A 15,895-nucleotide genomic window follows, 5' to 3' on the forward strand; every position below is an offset into this window, starting at 1 on the left:
ATGATCGTGGTTGACAGACGACGAGGGTGTAGTCAGCGGCTCGGGAACCGGACCTGGGTGAGCTTCTGGGTGAGGTCCCACATGCGGGTGGCGTCGTCAGGGCTGCGCAGGCGGGAGTAGAGCTTCTGCTCGGCAGGGCGGCCGCCGAGCCCGCGGATGCCGCTGGGACCGAAGAACTTTCCGCCCTGGTCGCCGGGCGTCGTGGCGGCCATCAGCGCTGGCAAGCCAGCGCTGGCGACGGTGCCCATGATCCCGATCCGGGACAGCAGCGTGATCAGTCCTCGAGAGCGCACCGCGTGGGTGCGTCCGATCTCGGGGCGGACGTCGAGCAAGCTGGTGGGTGCGACGCCGGGGTGGGAGAGGTTCGCGGTGATGCCCCATCCCGCGACTCTGCTGCGTCGGTCGAGTTCGAGTCCGAACAGGCCGTAGGCGATCTTGGAGTGGGAGTAGGCGTCCATGGAATCGTAGGAGCGCTCCCAGTTGGGATCCTCCCAGTTCACGGCCCCCTGGTTCGCGGCGATGCTGATCTGCAGCGTCACCCGGGCGCCTCCCGCCTGCAGGAGAGGCAGGAGATGCCCGATGAGGGCGGCGTGGCCGAGGTGGTTGGTGCCGAACTGCAGCTCGAAACCGTCCTTGGTGGTCTGCCGCTCGGGCGGATGCATGATGCCGGCGTTGCCGATGAACATGTGGATCGGATCACCCTCGTAGTTCAGGGTCTCGCCGAGGGCTGCGACCGAGTCCAGGGAGGACAGGTCGAGGGAACGCAGGGACACGCTCGCCTTCGGTGCTCGCTCCCGGATCGTCGCGATCGCCGCCTCTCCCTTGGACTGGTTACGGACGGGGAGGACGAGGTCGGCTCCGGCGGCGGCGAGGCGCGCGGCGATGACGAGCCCCATACCGTCACTGCCGCCGGTGAGCAGGACGCGCTTGCCGGTCAGATCGGGAAGGGTGATGTCGATGGGGCTCCGGGTCATGAATTCTGCGCTCTCTCAGGAAGTTCCTCGGTCTCTAGCGAGCCTGACGCATTGCCGGAGGCGGATCCAGGACCTCCCGATCAGTGGCTGAGCAGATCCATCACGGTGGTCGACCGTGGGGAGGGGTGGATCGGGAGGACCTGGATCCACCCGGTTCCCTCGCGTCAGAATGGGGGGGGGGGGGGGGACGAGAGGACGTACATGGACATCGACCGAGACGGACTGGCGGAGTTCCTGCGGCACCGACGCGAAGCACTGCAGCCCGAGGATGTCGGGCTCCCTCGCGGAGTGCGCCGCCGCACGGTTGGGCTGCGCCGGGAGGAGATCGCGGCACTGTGCCACATGTCCCCGGACTACTACGCCCGCCTCGAACGCGCCAGCGGACCGCGACCCTCAGAGCAGATGATCGCCTCGATCGCACAAGGACTGCATCTGAACCATGCCGAGCGCGACCACCTGTTCCACCTCGCCGGTCGTACATCTCCGAGCAGGAGTGGGGCGAGCGAGCAGCACATCGCTCCGGGACTACTGAGGATCCTCGACCGCCTCCAAGACACACCGGCGGAGATCGTCACCGAGCTCGGCGAGACCCTCCGCCAGACGCGCCTGGGCATCGCGCTGACCGGTGATCTCACTGTCTACCAAGGGCCTGCACGGAGCATCGGGTACCGATGGTTCACGGACCCGTCCGCTCGCGCCCGCTATGCCAGCGGTGAGCACGACCATCTCTCCCGTGTCTTTGTCTCCCGCCTGCGCGAGGTCATCGGCAGGCGCGGACCGCAATCTCACGCTGCGGCGTTGGCTGAAGGCCTCCTCGAGGAGAGCCAGGAGTTCCGCACCCTCTGGGAGCGTCATGAGGTGGGCTTTCGCCCGGGAACGGGGAAACGATTCATCCATCCCGAGGTCGGCCTCTTGGAGCTGGACTGCCAGACCCTTGTCGAACCCGAACAGGCTCACCTGCTGCTGGTCTACACCGCGGCGCCGGGAAGCGAGGCCCACGAGAAGCTGCAGCTCCTGTCCGTCATTGGCAGTGAACTGGGCTGACCTTTCTACGCACCGGAGATCGCGCTCCTTCTCTCGTTGGCCTCGCTCCTGGAGATGACGTCGCGCAGTCGAAGCGGGAAGGCGCCCTCGGGGGAGCGCGGGCGCATTACTGCCTCATCGCATCTGAGGGTGTAGCTGGTTTCTGAAGCCGCCTGATTCGAGGAGACTGCGGGCGACGTAGTTCGTGAGTTTCCGGAAGCCGAGGGCAGAACCGCGGAGGTGCTCGAGGCGGCCGTTGATTGCTTCGGTGGGGCCGTTGCTGGTGCCGGGGCGGTCGAAGAACGCCAGGATGTCGTCGGCGCGCTTGGTCAGCGTCCGGCCGAGCTTCTCGAGCTCGACGAGTGTGTCTGGGACTTTCCCGCTGAGGGCCGCGATGACCTTCTCCATCCTCGTTCTGGCTCTGGTCCGGTCGGGTTCTCGGTAGGCGGTGATCATGGCCTGGTAGATCTCCCAGGTCGCCTCGACCGCAGCGTGCGGATGGTGGGCGAACAGGGCGCTGAGGCGGTCGCGTTGGCGCTCGGTCAACAGCTTGATCCCGGTGTGGAGGGTGCGGCGGGCCTTGTAGAGAGGGTCGTCTTTCCGACCTCGGCGCTTGTGGAGCTTCTGTTGGACGCGTCGGCGGCCGTCGTCCAGAGCATCCCCGGCCAGGCGGACGACATGGAAGGGATCCATGACCGCGACCGCGCCGGGCAGGGTCTCGCTTGTCGCGGTCTTGAACCCCGTGAATCCGTCCATTGCGACCACCTCGATGCGGTCCTTCCAGCTCTTGGGGCGCGCTTCGAGCCAGGCCTTGAACGCTGCCTTGGAGCGTCCTTCGACCATGTCCAGCAGCCTTGCCGACCCAGTCTTGTTCCTGGTGGGGGTGAGGTCGATGATCACGGTGACGTACTTGTCGCCGCGGCGCGTGTGCCGCCAGACGTGCTCGTCGACGCCGATCACGCGGACTCCGTCGAAGCGGGCCGGATCATCGATCAGCAGGCGTTTCCCCTCGGCCAGAACGGCGTCGTTCGCGGTGTGCCAGGCCACGCCCAGCCCGGCAGCGACCCGCGCGATCGAGAGGTGGTCGATGACCAGGGCCTCCAACGCCCATCGCATCCCGCCCCGGGAGAGCTTCGCCCGTTCAGCCGCCGCAGCGGTGGTGTCTTCGCGCCAGTGGTCACCGCAGTGATCACACCGGTAGCGGCGGATCCGCACCAGCAACGTGGTGGGTCGGTGACCGAACGGCTCGTGGGCGAAGGACCGGGAGATGGATCCTCGCGAGGTCGCTCGGGCTCCGCAGGCGCGGCACCACGGATCCTCCTCGGCGAGCCGGCACTCCAGCACCGCCCGCCGGGGCGTGAGCCGTTGACCTACCACCACCAGACCGAGCTCGCCGAGGCGGGCGAAGGTCGTCAGGTCGGGGCTGTCGAAGGTAGCGTTGGGCACGTCGAGGTCTTCCTGATGGCGAGCGTAGAACTTCCATCATCGGGAGACCTCGACGTCTATCCCGGCACCAACGCGCCCACCCCACGCCCCGCTGCTACCCCCTCATTTGCGAAGAGCCGGAATGACTTCCGAATCCCAATGCCCACAAAAGCAACGAACAATTGCCCGACAAGAATCTCGCCCACCCAGGCTCGGTCAGGGACTGGCGGTAGGGCTCACCACTCATGAGACAAGGAAATACTTTCATTTCAGAGTGTCTTAAAGTGGTCAGGTCCCGTCTCGTTACGCCCACCCATGATTCTCGTGGAAGGGACCCATGTCCCAACGGAGTGACCCATTGCTCCCCTCAGGCTTCGAACCGACGAGACTCCCTTACCCGCCACAACTCCAACAGAACGGGTTCGGGCTCACGCGCTGATCCTCGGGATCGTTGCCGTCGCTTTGGCGCTCATCCCTTTCGTTTCGATTTTCACCGCGATCCCGGCTGCCATCGTCGCCGCAGTGTTCGGCATAATCGGGATCCGTCGGGTCCGTCGCAGTGTTGCGACGAATCGGAGCTCAGCGCTCGTCGGACTCATTGCTGCACGTCTTGCGGTGATCCTCGCGATCGTCTCCTCTATCGTCGGAAGAAACCTCATTAACCAGATCTCCAGCGACCGAGCCGAAGGTACGAGTAGTGAGGCGGCGGATTCGAGCCCCGACGCGGAAGCAGCCGCTTTAGAGGAGGAGCGGGCGAACTCGATTCCACTCCCTGACGACGAAGCCAAGTTCGATGGTCAGATGCCCGATGACATCCTCGGCGGGGTCTACCAGGCAACCCAATGCGAGGGTGATGTCACGGTCACAGTCAGCGACCTGTATGCCGACCGTGACGACAATCGGGACCTGCTTTGCTTGGATGCTGTCTACATTAACGACGCGACCGAGCCGCGAAACGCGCAGAGACATGATTTCACTCTTCAGACCGTGGACAACAGTGCTGACCGTTTCGGCGCGACTGTACCGATGACCCGAGAGGGTGGTATGCCTAACGCCACTCTGGAAACACAGGAGAAGACCGAGGGGCAGGTATGTTTCGCCCCATCTGACACATCTAGTGCCGTGGTTCTGGTCTTTGAGACCATATCCCCGGCAGGCCGCGCCGCGGATTGCCTGGATCATGGATCGCTGACCACGGCTAAACCCAAACTCACCCAAATTCGGAGGGGTCGGAAAGGAGTTCGTGGCCGTAGTGAACTCGTCGTCCCGACGTTTGGCCTCGTCGGGCAGGTGAATTGAAGGGGCTGTCATTCAGGCGAGCCTTGGCGATATCCCCCGGGGGATACTCACCGTCCTCGCTGATACGGGATGAACCTCCAGCGCAAAGGTCTCCGCCTCCCCGCCGCGATACACGGTCATCGCCATCTCCGAGATATGAAGCGGCCCGCCACCGACAGACACACGGGCGGTGCTCGCCTCTGGAAAGGCCGCGACCCCAGCCTCCGGTCGCGCGGAGACTATATCGTCAAGCGTGCTGCGAAGGCTGTCCGGGACGCGCATCAGCGCGCGAGAGGCCTCGACCTCAACTTCGAGAAACCCGGAGTCGAGGTCCATGGGCTGCTCGAGCTCCGCGCCGTAGAGAAGCGTCAGAAGCGCCAAAGGCCCGAGCGCAGGTCGAGGAAGATCGACCGTCATCCAGTCATCACTGCCCGCAGCGCGGGTGTGCAGCACGTCATGAATGGCAATGCTCTCGCCACGGTTGTCAGCACCAGGACCGTCCGCGTCAGGCATCTCGAACCGAGTGCGTGAGTGGGCGACACCTTCGCGGGGGCTCACATAGGCATTCTCAGTTGTTCGGATACCGGCGACCGCGTGGACGAACGACGCTTCCACAGCTTCCGCCGACAATGTCTCGTTCAGCGCTTCTTCCAGTGTAGGCATGATCTCTCCTCAACCTGATTGCGGCGTGCTTCTATGACTGCGCAGGAGCGCGGGTGAGGTGCTCCAGCCAGGCGGCGTGACCTCGATAGGCTGCCCGCCCCTCACCGGTAAGGGCAAGCATGGTGACCGAGCGCGAACGAGCCCCGGCTTGGGCAGAGCGGCTCGACTGGTCGACGTACCCGGCGTCGAGCAATACCCGCACGTTCTTCGACAGATGCGAGTCGGTGATGCCGAGAGCTGTTTGAACCTCTGAGAATCGAACAGGATCTGCCGAGGCCGCCAGCACAGCGCACACCTGCAACCGGATGGGCGAGTGAATCACCTCGTCGAACACTCGCCTTTCGTCGCGCTCATGGTCAGAAGATCCACTTGCCATGTTGGCAACAGTAGTCGCCGCATGCCAATGTGGCAAGTCACCAGGATTCAGGCCCAAGAAGACCGATTAGAAACTCTCGTCGCCTGAGGAGCGCAAGCCATCTCGCCGGAAGACTGCCTAATGGGTATACCCCTTTGACATCCGAGATCCCGGCCGGAAGAATGCTGTCAAACGGGTCCTGATTTCACCGATTGGACAGATATGCCTACCGACTCCGAGAACCCCTCAGATGCTCTCTTCGGGCAGACGCTTGGCTACGTGCGCGTCAGCAGCGCCGATCAGAATCCTGGCCGGCAATACGAGATCATCGGCTGGTGCGATAAGACCTTCGAGGACAAGCTCAGCGGGAAGTCCCGCGCCAACCGGACCGGCCTGAACAAGCTCATCGACTATGCACGAGAGGGCGACCATATTCGTGTCGCCTCGCTGGATCGACTCGGGCGAGACACCCGAGATCTCTATTCGCTTGTCGACACGCTCACCGGGAAGGGCTGCACCGTCACCTTCGTCTCGGAGAACATCACTGTGTCCAAAGATGGCAGCTCCCCCATGCAGGAACTCTTCCTGACATTCCTATCGGGGATGGCACAGTTTGAGCGTGCGCGGATCCTCGAGCGCCAGCGTGAAGGGATCGAGCTGGCCAAAGCTCAAGGCGTCTATCAGCGCAAGCTCACCGACGAGGACGTGCAAGCCTGCCGAGCGATGATCGACATGGGGATCTCCGTGGCCGAAGTCGCCCGTCGATACGAGGTCTCTCGGCAGACTCTCTACAACGCACTCAAAGGAGCCGGGGCCTATTCTCCCGATCCCTGAGGAACTAAGCGTCTCAATCCTTTAATAGCAAACGAGGTGACGACAGTCGATTTCATGCGAAGCGTTTTTTGACAAGATCGCTGACGCGGACCCGGTTGATGATCAGCACCCCGGACAGCGAAGCTGCTGCGGTGAGCACGGTTGTGCTGATGAATGGGACTGCAAGAACTCGCGCCGCGATTGCGATATCCATTCCAGGTATCCATGGCAGCGCTGCGATGCACAATAGTGCGGCCGTGCCAGTGCTGAGCACCCCTCTCAGTCCTAGCCGTGACCACCATGCTCGCATGAGGGAGTAGCCGTGCAACCGTTGCACTCCCAGCGCTGCAGCGTCGCGAGCTAGCGCACCGATCGTAGCCACAATGACCAGCGCGGCGAAGGTTCCAGAAAGCGCTAGAAGGGGCGTTGTCGACAACGGTTGGGCATCCACTGCATCGTCAGTGTCTTCAACGAACGTGGTAGGAGTGGTCAATGCTGCATCTGGATCTGTTTCGAGGATCTCTTCATTCACCTGCCGGCTGATCGCTCCAAGGAAGCCCTCGAAATCTCTGCGATTATCGGTTTCGGCTTTGTAGACACCAATTGCTGGGAGGTTCGCGAACATGTCTTCTAACGGGCGGAATGTGAGGTCGTAGCTATTCGCGAGGCTCTGCGGAGTCTCTTTCGTAGCGCCGGGTTTCGTCGACAGCACTGTCCCTGTCGCCTGCGTTTCGGAGTTGGTGAGCGTGTTTTCGCCTGTGAGGCCTGCGCGGTCAAAGATCTTCGTTGAGTGGTTGAGTCGAATGTAGTAGGTGAGGTCGAGGCCGTTTCCATCTGCCTGGCGAACGGTTCTTCTTACGAGATTGACATTGTTCTCATCCGCCGCGGTAGTGAGAATTCGTTCTGTCGCCGAGGGATCCTGGACGGGTACATCGCGGGGCCACATGAAGACCGCCATGTCCTGGGTGAGATTCTCAGTGGCGGTTTCCTGCGCACGCTTGATTTCGGTGGTCAGTCCAAGAGCTGCTGTGATGATGAAGGTGAGGAAGAGGGTGATCGCGACGAAGTTTCTCACGAATGTGCGTCCTCGCGGCCTGCATCTTGGTTTGATGTTCGTTTGGGTTTACTCAGGGAGGCGACTTCTACGGTTCTAGTACAGATTTCAGCCACCCGAAGGTCATGCGTTGCGAGGAGGATGGTCCGTCCGTCGGCGCTCATTTCCCTCAGGAGTTTGACGATTTCATCGCGGTTGTTTTCATCGAGTGATCCGGTGGGTTCGTCGGCGAGGACGAGTTCGCATGGTTTCAGCCAAAGACGCGCGATGGCTACTCTCTGCTGCTCCCCTCCGGAGAGAGAGTAGACGCGACGATTCTCGTATCCAGGCAGACCCACGCGCTCGAGAATGCGGGCGATCTGCTTTGTGTGATCGCTGCGGTCGGAAGAGTAGGTCAAAGCGACTTTCAGGTTTTCGCGAACCGTTGCGGAGTCAATGAGAGCGAAGTTTTGGAACAGGTACCCGAGGCGATGGCGCAAGAACAGAGTGGCATCTCGCGAGCGGGGCCGTGGTGCTTTGGTGCCGAAAAGTCGAACTTCGCCCGCATCGGGAGAGTCGAGGAGTCCAGCGAGATTGAGGATTGTCGACTTCCCAGATCCGCTGGGCCCAGTGAATGCGACCATTTCCCCAGGGCTGACAGAAAAACTAGCGTGACTGAGTACAGTCCGCCCGGTGTAGGTCTTTTCGACGTTATCGAAAACGACAGGGTCTACTTCTTGACGGCTGGGCATATCAGATTTCCTTGAGGCGGAGAGCGGGATGGCGGCGATCGAAGACCGTGACAACAGTGATGGCTATGACTGCTTCCACGAGCACAACGGAGCCGGTGACAGCAAGCAGAGTCGGCCATTCATCGAGAAGCACCAGAGGATGGAAATACTCTGGGATTGCCACATGGCCTCCGAGAACATAGAAACTGGTGGCTGCCACCAGGGCGGCAGGGATGAGGAGCAACCAGGACATTGCGAGCCCTGCGAAGACCTCCCCGAAGCTTTTAAGCCTGGAGTAGCCGTGGAGCCTGCGGATAGCTGAGTACACACGCCATCGTTCATAGGCGACTACAACAGCCACGATGCTTAAGACCACGGTCAGGGCTCCCGCCACAACTGCGGCAGTGATCAACCAACGTGCATCTTCAGATGAGAGGGAGAACTGCTCGTTGATTGCATCGGCAGGGTAGACGAGTGCAGTGAAGTTGTCATCGAGTTCGTACTTCTCGAACAGGGGCAGAAGCTCTTGGTAGACCTTCTCAGGGTCTCCATCGACTCTGACCTTCATTGGAGTGTCGATTTCACCGGTGATCGTGTTCTCCCAGTCGCTGGCGATGGTGTTCGAACGTGTCATTACCGTGACGATGGGATCAGGCAACGTGTTGCCCTCTTCCGGTCGTATTTGGGTGTTAAACGTGAACAGATCCTGGCCGGTCTGTGTCCAGATGATGCGCACTTTCTGTTTGCGAACTGCATCACTGACTTCGTAGCCATTTGCTTCTGAGTATTCGACGTCGCTGTCGGATGGGCCATTGCGGGATTCCTGGACATAGTCCCGGATCAGATCCTCGCGGTCCTTGAGAGACTCAGGAACAGCGATCACCCAGTCCGTTTCTTCATTTGAAACCACGATGGGTTTTCCCGAGCTATCGAGAATCGGATACTTCTCAAGATAGTTGGAGTTCACGCTCATCTGAACATAGGGCAGCACAGGGTCGTCTCCGACAACATCCATGTCAGCTGCCTCGACGTAGATCCCTCCGCGATCGTCAAGCTCGGGGTAGATGTGCTCGGCTACGGTTTTGGAGATCCCGTCAGTGCCGTCCTTGATGGCTTGGAGGTCGTCTCCATTGCTTCGGGGGAAGTAGACGGCATAGTCTGTGCTTTCACTCCAGTCATTGAGCGCCGAAGCATCGTCTGAAACGAGCGTGAAGGCGCTGAAGAGGCCGACAGTCACGGCAATGAGCACCCCCGCGGCACACGATTTTATCCCGAATGCCGCCAAAGTCTTGATGCCACCCTTGAAGGGTATCCGCATAGGTTTCCTATCATTAGCAGAAGATCACCCGAGCTGGGGTGAGCCGACTCTTCGGTTCACCCCAGCTCGGGTGAGAATACTCGAACGGCTTTGATTACGCGTTCGCGCTCCACTTCGTCTTGCAGGTCTGTGACCTCTTGCCGTAGGCGTTTGCGTTGGCCCATTTGCCCTTGCTCGCGGTCTTCGTCACATTGACGGAGCCGATGATTGCGGTGCCAGAGTGGCGCTTTGTGCGGTGGAAGTAGTGCGAGTAGCACTTCTTCTGCTTTCCGGCCTTCGTCGTCACTTTCTCGCTACCGTAGTTCCATGTTCCGCCGCCCGGGCTCTTCTTCGCCTGGGTAGTGAAGCCTCCCCCGGTTGCCTCATCTTGCACAATGGCTTCACCTGAGGTTGCCTGTTCGCTTGAGGCGCTGACGTTGCTGGAGGCGGTGTCACTCGCCATTGCTCCAGTCGCACCAGTTGCCGACAGGGCAAGCGCGAGAACAACCGTCGCTATCGTCTTTGAAGTCTTCACTCCACTCTCGTGTTTCTATCAATCATTCTTCAGTGAACGGTCAGGATTGACCTTTGAGTCACGCTAACGGAAGTTTTCGCAAAGCACATCCCCTAAAAGGATGAGATTCCAACCCCTTTTCACTCGGCAGCTGGAGTGACCTGAGCCACTTCTCTAGTGGAGCGCGAACCGCCCTCGGAGATGATCTGACCAGGAAATCCGCCTCTGGCCTCCATGGTTCTCGCGGGCCGGCTGGCGACAGGGTGATGTTTAAGGGCAGCCGAAATCACGGAGCGCTAGCGGAGGGATTTTGGGTGGCAGCCCGCCGGGAGGGCGACCCACTGTCATTGATGATGACAAACGGGCCGCGAACCACGCGCGCCGAACCCGTAGTGAGTCCATCCGGACCATCGCCGTTGGCCTTGGCATCTCCGTCGGCGTCGTCCATAAAACCCTCACCGAAACGAAACCCAGCAGGGCTTAGCGCTCAACCCTGTTCCATTACCACCAAGACCCCTGCTTGCTGCCTTTAAGCCAAATGTGGTTGGGAATTTGGCCTAGCTTGAGTGGGCGTGAAGTGATAATTCCCTGTGGCGCATCTAACCAAACGCTGAAGGCTTCCCGTAGACTCGTCGTGAGCAGACGTTCACAGCTGTTGGGATATACACGTCGGCTAGTCGCGTGGCGATCAGCGGCAAGTTTCCCACTACTGCCAGATGCTCGAAAGTAATGACAATCCCCAACAAGGAGATACGGAGTCGGAAGGAAGCACCGGACTTCGCGCTTCCCTGATAGAACAGAAGATCATGCGGAAGCTTATCTCGATAATTGGCGGACTAGCATTAGTTGCTGGTACTGGAATATCTGCCGGCCCTGCGGTAGCAGCGTCGGATGACGGCATTCAGCAAACTGAGTCGTCTCCCGTGAGCGAAAGTAACCGTGTCGACGAATTGTTGGAAAGCGGCGAAGAAGTCGATCCCCTCGAGCTCGTACCTGGAGCCACCACCGATCCCGATCAAGTTAAGAAGATTGATGAATCAGGGGTCCCGGCCACAGTCGTGGTAGATCCTGACGACGGGAAAGTCGTCGCTGCTAAAGGTGAATCAGGTATCTCAGCGCACAAGATCTCAATCGTAGGCCCAGGCTGTAGCGCCGCATCGGGATTCTTTTGTATGCGTGGCGCCAACTACTACGGTTTCAAAGGAACCGGAACTAAAACGGGAAAGTGGAAGAGCATCAGGTGGTATCACACCGGCAACAAACAAGGAACTGTGAAGTACAACGGCAAGTGGCAGACCTGGTCGCCGAAGAACCGAGCGGTGCAGTTGACGAAGAAGGTGACAGTCACCGGTCTGAAGAGACAGTAATCTGAGACCGAGTAGTTGCACGCGGTAGAGGGTGGTGCTAACCAGTGCCACCCTCCACCGCATTGTGGTCGACGGGACTCTTCGTTTCAGTCAGGCCCTGGCCTGCTTACGGTAGGACCGGCGCCTGACTTGTCCCGATGCCGCTCGAGGACCCTGTAGAGCGTTGACCAAGAGATGTTGAAGTCATCGGCTATGGCTGTCAGGCTTTGCTGCCCGGCGTCGACGATGGAAAGTAACGCCTGTTCCTGTGACGGCGCCAGTCTGGGCTTACGGCCACCGGTTCGTCCTCTGGCGCGTGCGGACTTCAAACCAGCGTTGGTGCGTTCGAGGATGAGGTCTCGCTCCACCTCTGCCATTGCTGCTGTGACGGCGAGAAGGATCTTGCCCCCTGGCTTGCGAGGGTCGGTGGATAAGCCGTCCAGCGTCTCAACGGAGACGTCTTCTTCGGCGAATTCGTGGATGAGACCGAGGATGCCCGACATCGAGCGCCCCAAGCGGTCGAGAGATGTGACTAACACTGTGTCACAGGGGCGCACGTGGTCGCGCAGAGCTTTGATTCCGGGCCGGTCCGAGCTTGCTCCCGATCCAGTGTAGGAAAACACCCGTGAACATCCGGCTTGTTTGAGGGAGTCGAGCTGCTGTTCGAGATTCTGACCGACGGTAGGGACCCGACCATAACCAAGCCTGCGGGAACTGGTGCGAGACGAACTCATACCCCACAATTACCACACGCCGACAGCGACTTGTCATAGCATCGATCCATCGTCATCACCGAGCTTGATAGCGTTGGTGGCTATGAGTAGCGCGCGATCTGATGGGCCTGAGTTGGTGGTGTATGACCTCGACGGTGTGATTACTCGCAAAGACACATTTACCGCGCTTGTCGCATACCGACTTTTCCGCTCCCCATTGTGCCTAGTTCGATCAGTTTGGACGGCCTTGACAATGCCGGGTGAGAGCAAGGCGTCGTTGTCCCGCAGGATCGCTGAGACCGCACTGGATGGCATAACAGACGGGGAATACACCGCCCTGGCTGAGCAGCTGGGGCAAAAGTTCGCCAGTGACCCGAAATGGATACGCGCTGAAGCTGTTCACCGCATTCGTCGTCAACACGCCCAGGGCGCTCGGATTGTCATCGCCACGGCTTCTGAAAGACGTCTTGCTGAAGCACTACTCGAAGGCGCTAGAGTCCCCTACGACTTGCTGTCGGCTTCACTCCTTAGTTCGCGGGCGAACGGTCTGACAGTCCGTGACCATCGTGTGGGCGAACGGAAACTGGCTGCGTTACTCGAACTTGGTGTTTCGATTGAAAAGGCACAGTTCATCACCGATTCTTTGACGGACTTTCCCACTGCAGAAGCCTCTTCAAGCGTGGTGCTTATCGGAGCTTCAGCACGCACTCGAGAACGCTACCGGGAAATGGGCATATCTATTACCGAAGAGTCTTGAACCAAGAACACTGTTGGGCAATCAATTTCACAGACGCTGTGTCAATTCCCGTCCGAGGGTCGTTTCCGGTTCTGGTACACGTTTGTGCGACATTGAAGCCGCCTAAAGGCTGAGGAATGCACTGATGAAGATGGGACGTCGCGAAAACGATCGTTTTCGGGCCGCTGATCGTCCCCGCATGTCAATCTCAGAAGACGTTTGCACAACTCTCAGAATACGGCTTCACACCGGCGCCCCCGCCTCAGCAACGAAAGGGAGTCACTTCTCTTTGCGCGCCCTCGAACGCCTAAGAACAGGAACCGAGACTATTCCAGATACGAACAAAGCAATTGTCGGCAACGCAAGAATTGCGCTGTAATACTGAAAGAGCTCAAAATACGAAAAGTACTCACGTCGTCTATCCATCAGACCAGCACCGGCAGTTCCCAGTACATAGGCGACGACCGCAGGAACCCCAATACACCAAATAAACGTCATCAACGAGTCATTCTTCTTCACCCGCCAAGCAAAGCTGAAGCCCGGGAGAGAGAAAATCAGCACTTCCGCGATCAGAAAAACAATCGCGACCGGTCCGAACAAAATCAGGAATATCAGAGATGAAGTAAAATTAGGCGCTTCGCTAAAAAAAGCGAAAGATGTCGCGAATAGAATTATTGCCGCGATTGCTGAGGTCGCTACTACGTAAAAAAGCGGAGCGTGCTTTTCCTTGTGCACAACTGTCCTTTCGGTATTAGTGGCGCCGCCCCGCGCTGCGATAAAACTTACTGCGTCAGCGCGAGACGGTGCCTGAATGGAACGTAGAGCGCTTAGAGTTAGGGGAGCGTGACCTTACCGTTCCAGTTCTGCGGTTTGCAACTGCGGTTAGAGATGAGGCAATCGAAACTATTCAGTTTCGACTTGCTCAGCCAGCCCCACTTGAATTTGTTTCCCGAAGCAGCAAATCCTGCGAGTTCGTGATTTGGTACGTCTCGGCCCTGGCCGCTGGCCTGAATGACACCCGATCGGTGGAGGATGAAGTTCGACCGGTGCTTGATCGCCCCAGTCACACAGAACGGATTCCCCACCTCGACTTCAAAGGTGATGCGAGCGAGGCTTGACCCTTTGGTCGCGTCTTTGAAATACATGTGTTTCGAAGAGGCGGTGCGAGTGGCCAGATGCTTTTTCTTGAAGTCATACATCTTGGTTGCCCCTACGCCCTTCATGGTGAGGATATTCTTTCCACCGTTTGGACCTTCCCAGGCCACCCGGGCCAGCATAGCGGTTTTATAGTTCTTCTCAGCCGTCACGGTACTCAAGCTTGTCGGTAACTTGTAACTGCGGTTATTACCAGCATGGTAGATGTCAGTTTTGGGGAGCTTACCGGAGTTGACGCTGCAGCCCAGGCCCTTGAAACCTTTGAGATGCACCCACTTGTACGGAATGAAAGTCTTGTGCGAAACCGCGGAAACAGTGGCCTTCTTAGAACTCGCCTTCGCTGCCTCGACTGACGGCAGCGTGTACGTGACCGGCTGGCCGCTTTCGTCGATGCTTGCCGCCTGCACAGTCGACTCTTCGTCGAGGAGTTCAGAATCGACCTCGATCTCGCTACCCTCACTTGTCCCGACAATGTTTCCGTTGACAATCACTGTCTTTTCACCAGTTGCCGATTCAGGCCATTTAATTGTTGAACCATCGCTGGTATCAATCCGGGAAACCTGGGGCACGGTGGCCTTCATCGTTGGCAGTGGCTTCGCGGTGACCTCCTTGGTCTCCGAAGTACCTTCGGACGAGTCCCACTGCTCAGGTTTGGTCCAGTCAGTCACTTCGTCCGGACCCATCTCACTATCAAGTTGAAACGGACTCCGCACTTCGTATGCTTCTACTTCCGACAGCGGGGCTGCTGAGGCGCTTCGCGCCGATAGCTTCTTTGCCGGAAGCGAGTAGAAGGTCGTGCCTTCGTCCTCCTTGGCGACTTCCAGTTTGCTGGACCCGGCAGTCACCTCCAGGTGATCGCTGTAATCAATATTTGGTTCGCTTGATGTCGCTGAAGCGGGCATCGCAACGATCGACGATGCAAGTGCCAAGGCAACAATTGCAGGCAATGATATGCGCTTACGCATAGATTCTCCGTTTTTTGAGGGGATCCAGGAACAGACCTGGAATTTGAGCATAGCATCATAATCACCTAGTAGTTTCCTGGGTTAAGTTGCATCTGTTTGCCTGGGCAAGGTGGAATCTGCGAAACATCGCGGCGTCGAGCCACTTCGTATGAGCTGAGTGTTGACGCTTCAGCTCAACCTGGACTGTACTCGAAGGCATGGGTTTCAAGACACGAAAGTTATGAGACGCCTTGGTATCGGAACTTGCTATGGAGTGAGGCTAACCGGGAGCTGTCACTAACCACGACGGCCTCGGCCAACCGCGGTCTAGACAACCTCCGTGCGATCGCGAGCTGCGTTTGCGAGGAGCAGAATGACATTGTCTAACAGAAGTCGACCGCGGGAGGTAAGTACAGCAGTGTTAGACAGTAGGGTCCTTGCTGCCGGGCCAGATCAGCAGGCGAAGAGCATCAATGTTTTCCTTTGCACTCTCCTTGAGCACCGCACTGTCAACTTCAGTCACCCGTTGAGCGACGCATCGTTTCGCTTTGGTTTCGAGGTCCTCGTAGCTGTCTGCGAGGCCCAAAGACGCCGCTGCAGCTGCGAGATTTTGCGACCTGAGTTGATTCACTTTAGTGTCCCAGCACGGGCCCGAAATTCTCCACGTTTTCGATCAACTTCGCGGCCGATGGCGGAAGTTCGGGAGGGAACACAAGCTCGTGCCCATCGATCTCGCCCACGAACTCACGAAGAGGCCGCAGCGTGGTCACGATCTTCTTCAAGGACATCCCCGTCGCTTCCTGCATGAACCTCGATACAGCCAGCGCCGTGAACACAACCGTCAGGTGCGCCTCGATCGCGTCACGAGTGCGATGGAAAATCGGGCGGGCTCGAA

General features: G+C 59.0%; 16 protein-coding genes and 1 pseudogene. 5 read left to right on the forward strand and 12 right to left on the reverse strand.

Annotation, left to right across the window (positions count from 1 at the left end; translation table 11 throughout):
• Positions 1 to 32 precede the first annotated feature (32 nt).
• Positions 33 to 974, reverse strand: a complete 942-nt coding sequence (locus HK108_RS04365; RefSeq protein WP_181270608.1) for an SDR family oxidoreductase — start codon at positions 972 to 974, stop codon at positions 33 to 35.
• Between the two features lie 201 nt (positions 975 to 1,175).
• Here HK108_RS04365 and HK108_RS04370 point away from each other — a divergent pair, with 201 nt between their 5' ends.
• Positions 1,176 to 2,018, forward strand: a complete 843-nt coding sequence (locus HK108_RS04370) for a helix-turn-helix transcriptional regulator (protein WP_181270609.1) — start codon at positions 1,176 to 1,178, stop codon at positions 2,016 to 2,018.
• A gap of 114 nt (positions 2,019 to 2,132) precedes the next feature.
• Here HK108_RS04370 and HK108_RS04375 read toward each other — a convergent pair whose 3' ends face one another.
• Positions 2,133 to 3,443 (reverse strand): ISL3 family transposase, encoded by a 1,311-nt coding sequence (locus HK108_RS04375; RefSeq protein ID WP_181270610.1) that lies wholly within the window; start codon positions 3,441 to 3,443, stop codon positions 2,133 to 2,135.
• Between the two features lie 441 nt (positions 3,444 to 3,884).
• Between HK108_RS04375 and HK108_RS04380 the strand changes: the two genes are divergently transcribed.
• On the forward strand, positions 3,885 to 4,721 hold the full coding sequence (locus HK108_RS04380; RefSeq protein ID WP_181270611.1) for a hypothetical protein: 837 nt from the start codon (positions 3,885 to 3,887) through the stop codon (positions 4,719 to 4,721).
• Positions 4,722 to 4,733: 12 nt separating this feature from the next.
• Here HK108_RS04380 and HK108_RS04385 read toward each other — a convergent pair whose 3' ends face one another.
• On the reverse strand, positions 4,734 to 5,363 hold the full coding sequence (locus HK108_RS04385) for a hypothetical protein (RefSeq protein WP_181270612.1): 630 nt from the start codon (positions 5,361 to 5,363) through the stop codon (positions 4,734 to 4,736).
• 31 nt (positions 5,364 to 5,394) lie between these two features.
• Positions 5,395 to 5,796, reverse strand: coding sequence for a transcriptional regulator (locus HK108_RS04390; protein WP_258233213.1), 402 nt, complete (start codon positions 5,794 to 5,796; stop codon positions 5,395 to 5,397).
• Positions 5,797 to 5,940: 144 nt separating this feature from the next.
• On the opposite strand from HK108_RS04390, the gene HK108_RS04395 reads away from it, so the two are divergent.
• Positions 5,941 to 6,552 carry a recombinase family protein gene (locus tag HK108_RS04395; RefSeq protein ID WP_181270613.1) on the forward strand — a complete coding sequence of 204 codons (612 nt, stop codon included), beginning with the start codon at positions 5,941 to 5,943 and terminating at the stop codon, positions 6,550 to 6,552.
• 52 nt (positions 6,553 to 6,604) lie between these two features.
• Here the strand turns inward: HK108_RS04395 and HK108_RS04400 are convergent, their stop codons facing one another.
• The 4 genes from HK108_RS04400 to HK108_RS04415 all read right to left on the reverse strand — a co-directional run bounded on the left by HK108_RS04400 (position 6,605) and on the right by HK108_RS04415 (position 10,055).
• Complete coding sequence (locus HK108_RS04400; RefSeq protein WP_181270614.1) at positions 6,605 to 7,606, reverse strand: bacteriocin-associated integral membrane family protein; 1,002 nt, start codon at positions 7,604 to 7,606, stop codon at positions 6,605 to 6,607.
• Positions 7,603 to 8,316, reverse strand: coding sequence for an ABC transporter ATP-binding protein (locus HK108_RS04405; protein WP_229663944.1), 714 nt, complete (start codon positions 8,314 to 8,316; stop codon positions 7,603 to 7,605). The genes HK108_RS04400 and HK108_RS04405 overlap by 4 nt, the downstream gene beginning before the upstream one ends.
• Position 8,317: 1 nt before the next feature.
• A complete protein-coding gene (locus tag HK108_RS04410) occupies positions 8,318 to 9,613 on the reverse strand; it encodes a bacteriocin-associated integral membrane family protein (RefSeq protein ID WP_181270615.1) in 1,296 nt (431 codons plus the stop codon).
• A 94-nt stretch (positions 9,614 to 9,707) separates the two neighbouring features.
• Positions 9,708 to 10,055, reverse strand: a complete 348-nt coding sequence (locus HK108_RS04415; RefSeq protein ID WP_181270616.1) for a lactococcin 972 family bacteriocin — start codon at positions 10,053 to 10,055, stop codon at positions 9,708 to 9,710.
• A gap of 767 nt (positions 10,056 to 10,822) precedes the next feature.
• Here HK108_RS04415 and HK108_RS04420 point away from each other — a divergent pair.
• A complete protein-coding gene (locus tag HK108_RS04420; protein ID WP_181270617.1) occupies positions 10,823 to 11,473 on the forward strand; it encodes a hypothetical protein in 651 nt (216 codons plus the stop codon).
• An 86-nt stretch (positions 11,474 to 11,559) separates the two neighbouring features.
• Here the strand turns inward: HK108_RS04420 and HK108_RS04425 are convergent, their stop codons facing one another.
• A complete protein-coding gene (locus HK108_RS04425; protein WP_181270618.1) occupies positions 11,560 to 12,186 on the reverse strand; it encodes a recombinase family protein in 627 nt (208 codons plus the stop codon).
• A gap of 82 nt (positions 12,187 to 12,268) precedes the next feature.
• On the opposite strand from HK108_RS04425, the gene HK108_RS04430 reads away from it, so the two are divergent.
• A complete protein-coding gene (locus HK108_RS04430; protein WP_229663945.1) occupies positions 12,269 to 12,922 on the forward strand; it encodes a haloacid dehalogenase-like hydrolase in 654 nt (217 codons plus the stop codon).
• A 258-nt stretch (positions 12,923 to 13,180) separates the two neighbouring features.
• On the opposite strand, the gene HK108_RS04435 is transcribed toward HK108_RS04430, so the two are convergent.
• The 3 genes and pseudogenes from HK108_RS04435 to HK108_RS04445 all read right to left on the reverse strand — a co-directional run.
• Positions 13,181 to 13,636: a hypothetical protein gene (locus tag HK108_RS04435; RefSeq protein ID WP_181270619.1), complete on the reverse strand. Its 456-nt coding sequence runs from the start codon at positions 13,634 to 13,636 to the stop codon at positions 13,181 to 13,183.
• 98 nt (positions 13,637 to 13,734) lie between these two features.
• A complete protein-coding gene (locus HK108_RS04440) occupies positions 13,735 to 15,021 on the reverse strand; it encodes a hypothetical protein (RefSeq protein WP_181270620.1) in 1,287 nt (428 codons plus the stop codon).
• 611 nt (positions 15,022 to 15,632) lie between these two features.
• A pseudogene (locus HK108_RS04445) lies at positions 15,633 to 15,895 on the reverse strand (IS1634 family transposase); the annotation flags it as partial.

This window comes from Brevibacterium sediminis (assembly GCF_013623905.1).
Classification (GTDB): domain Bacteria; phylum Actinomycetota; class Actinomycetes; order Actinomycetales; family Brevibacteriaceae; genus Brevibacterium; species Brevibacterium sediminis.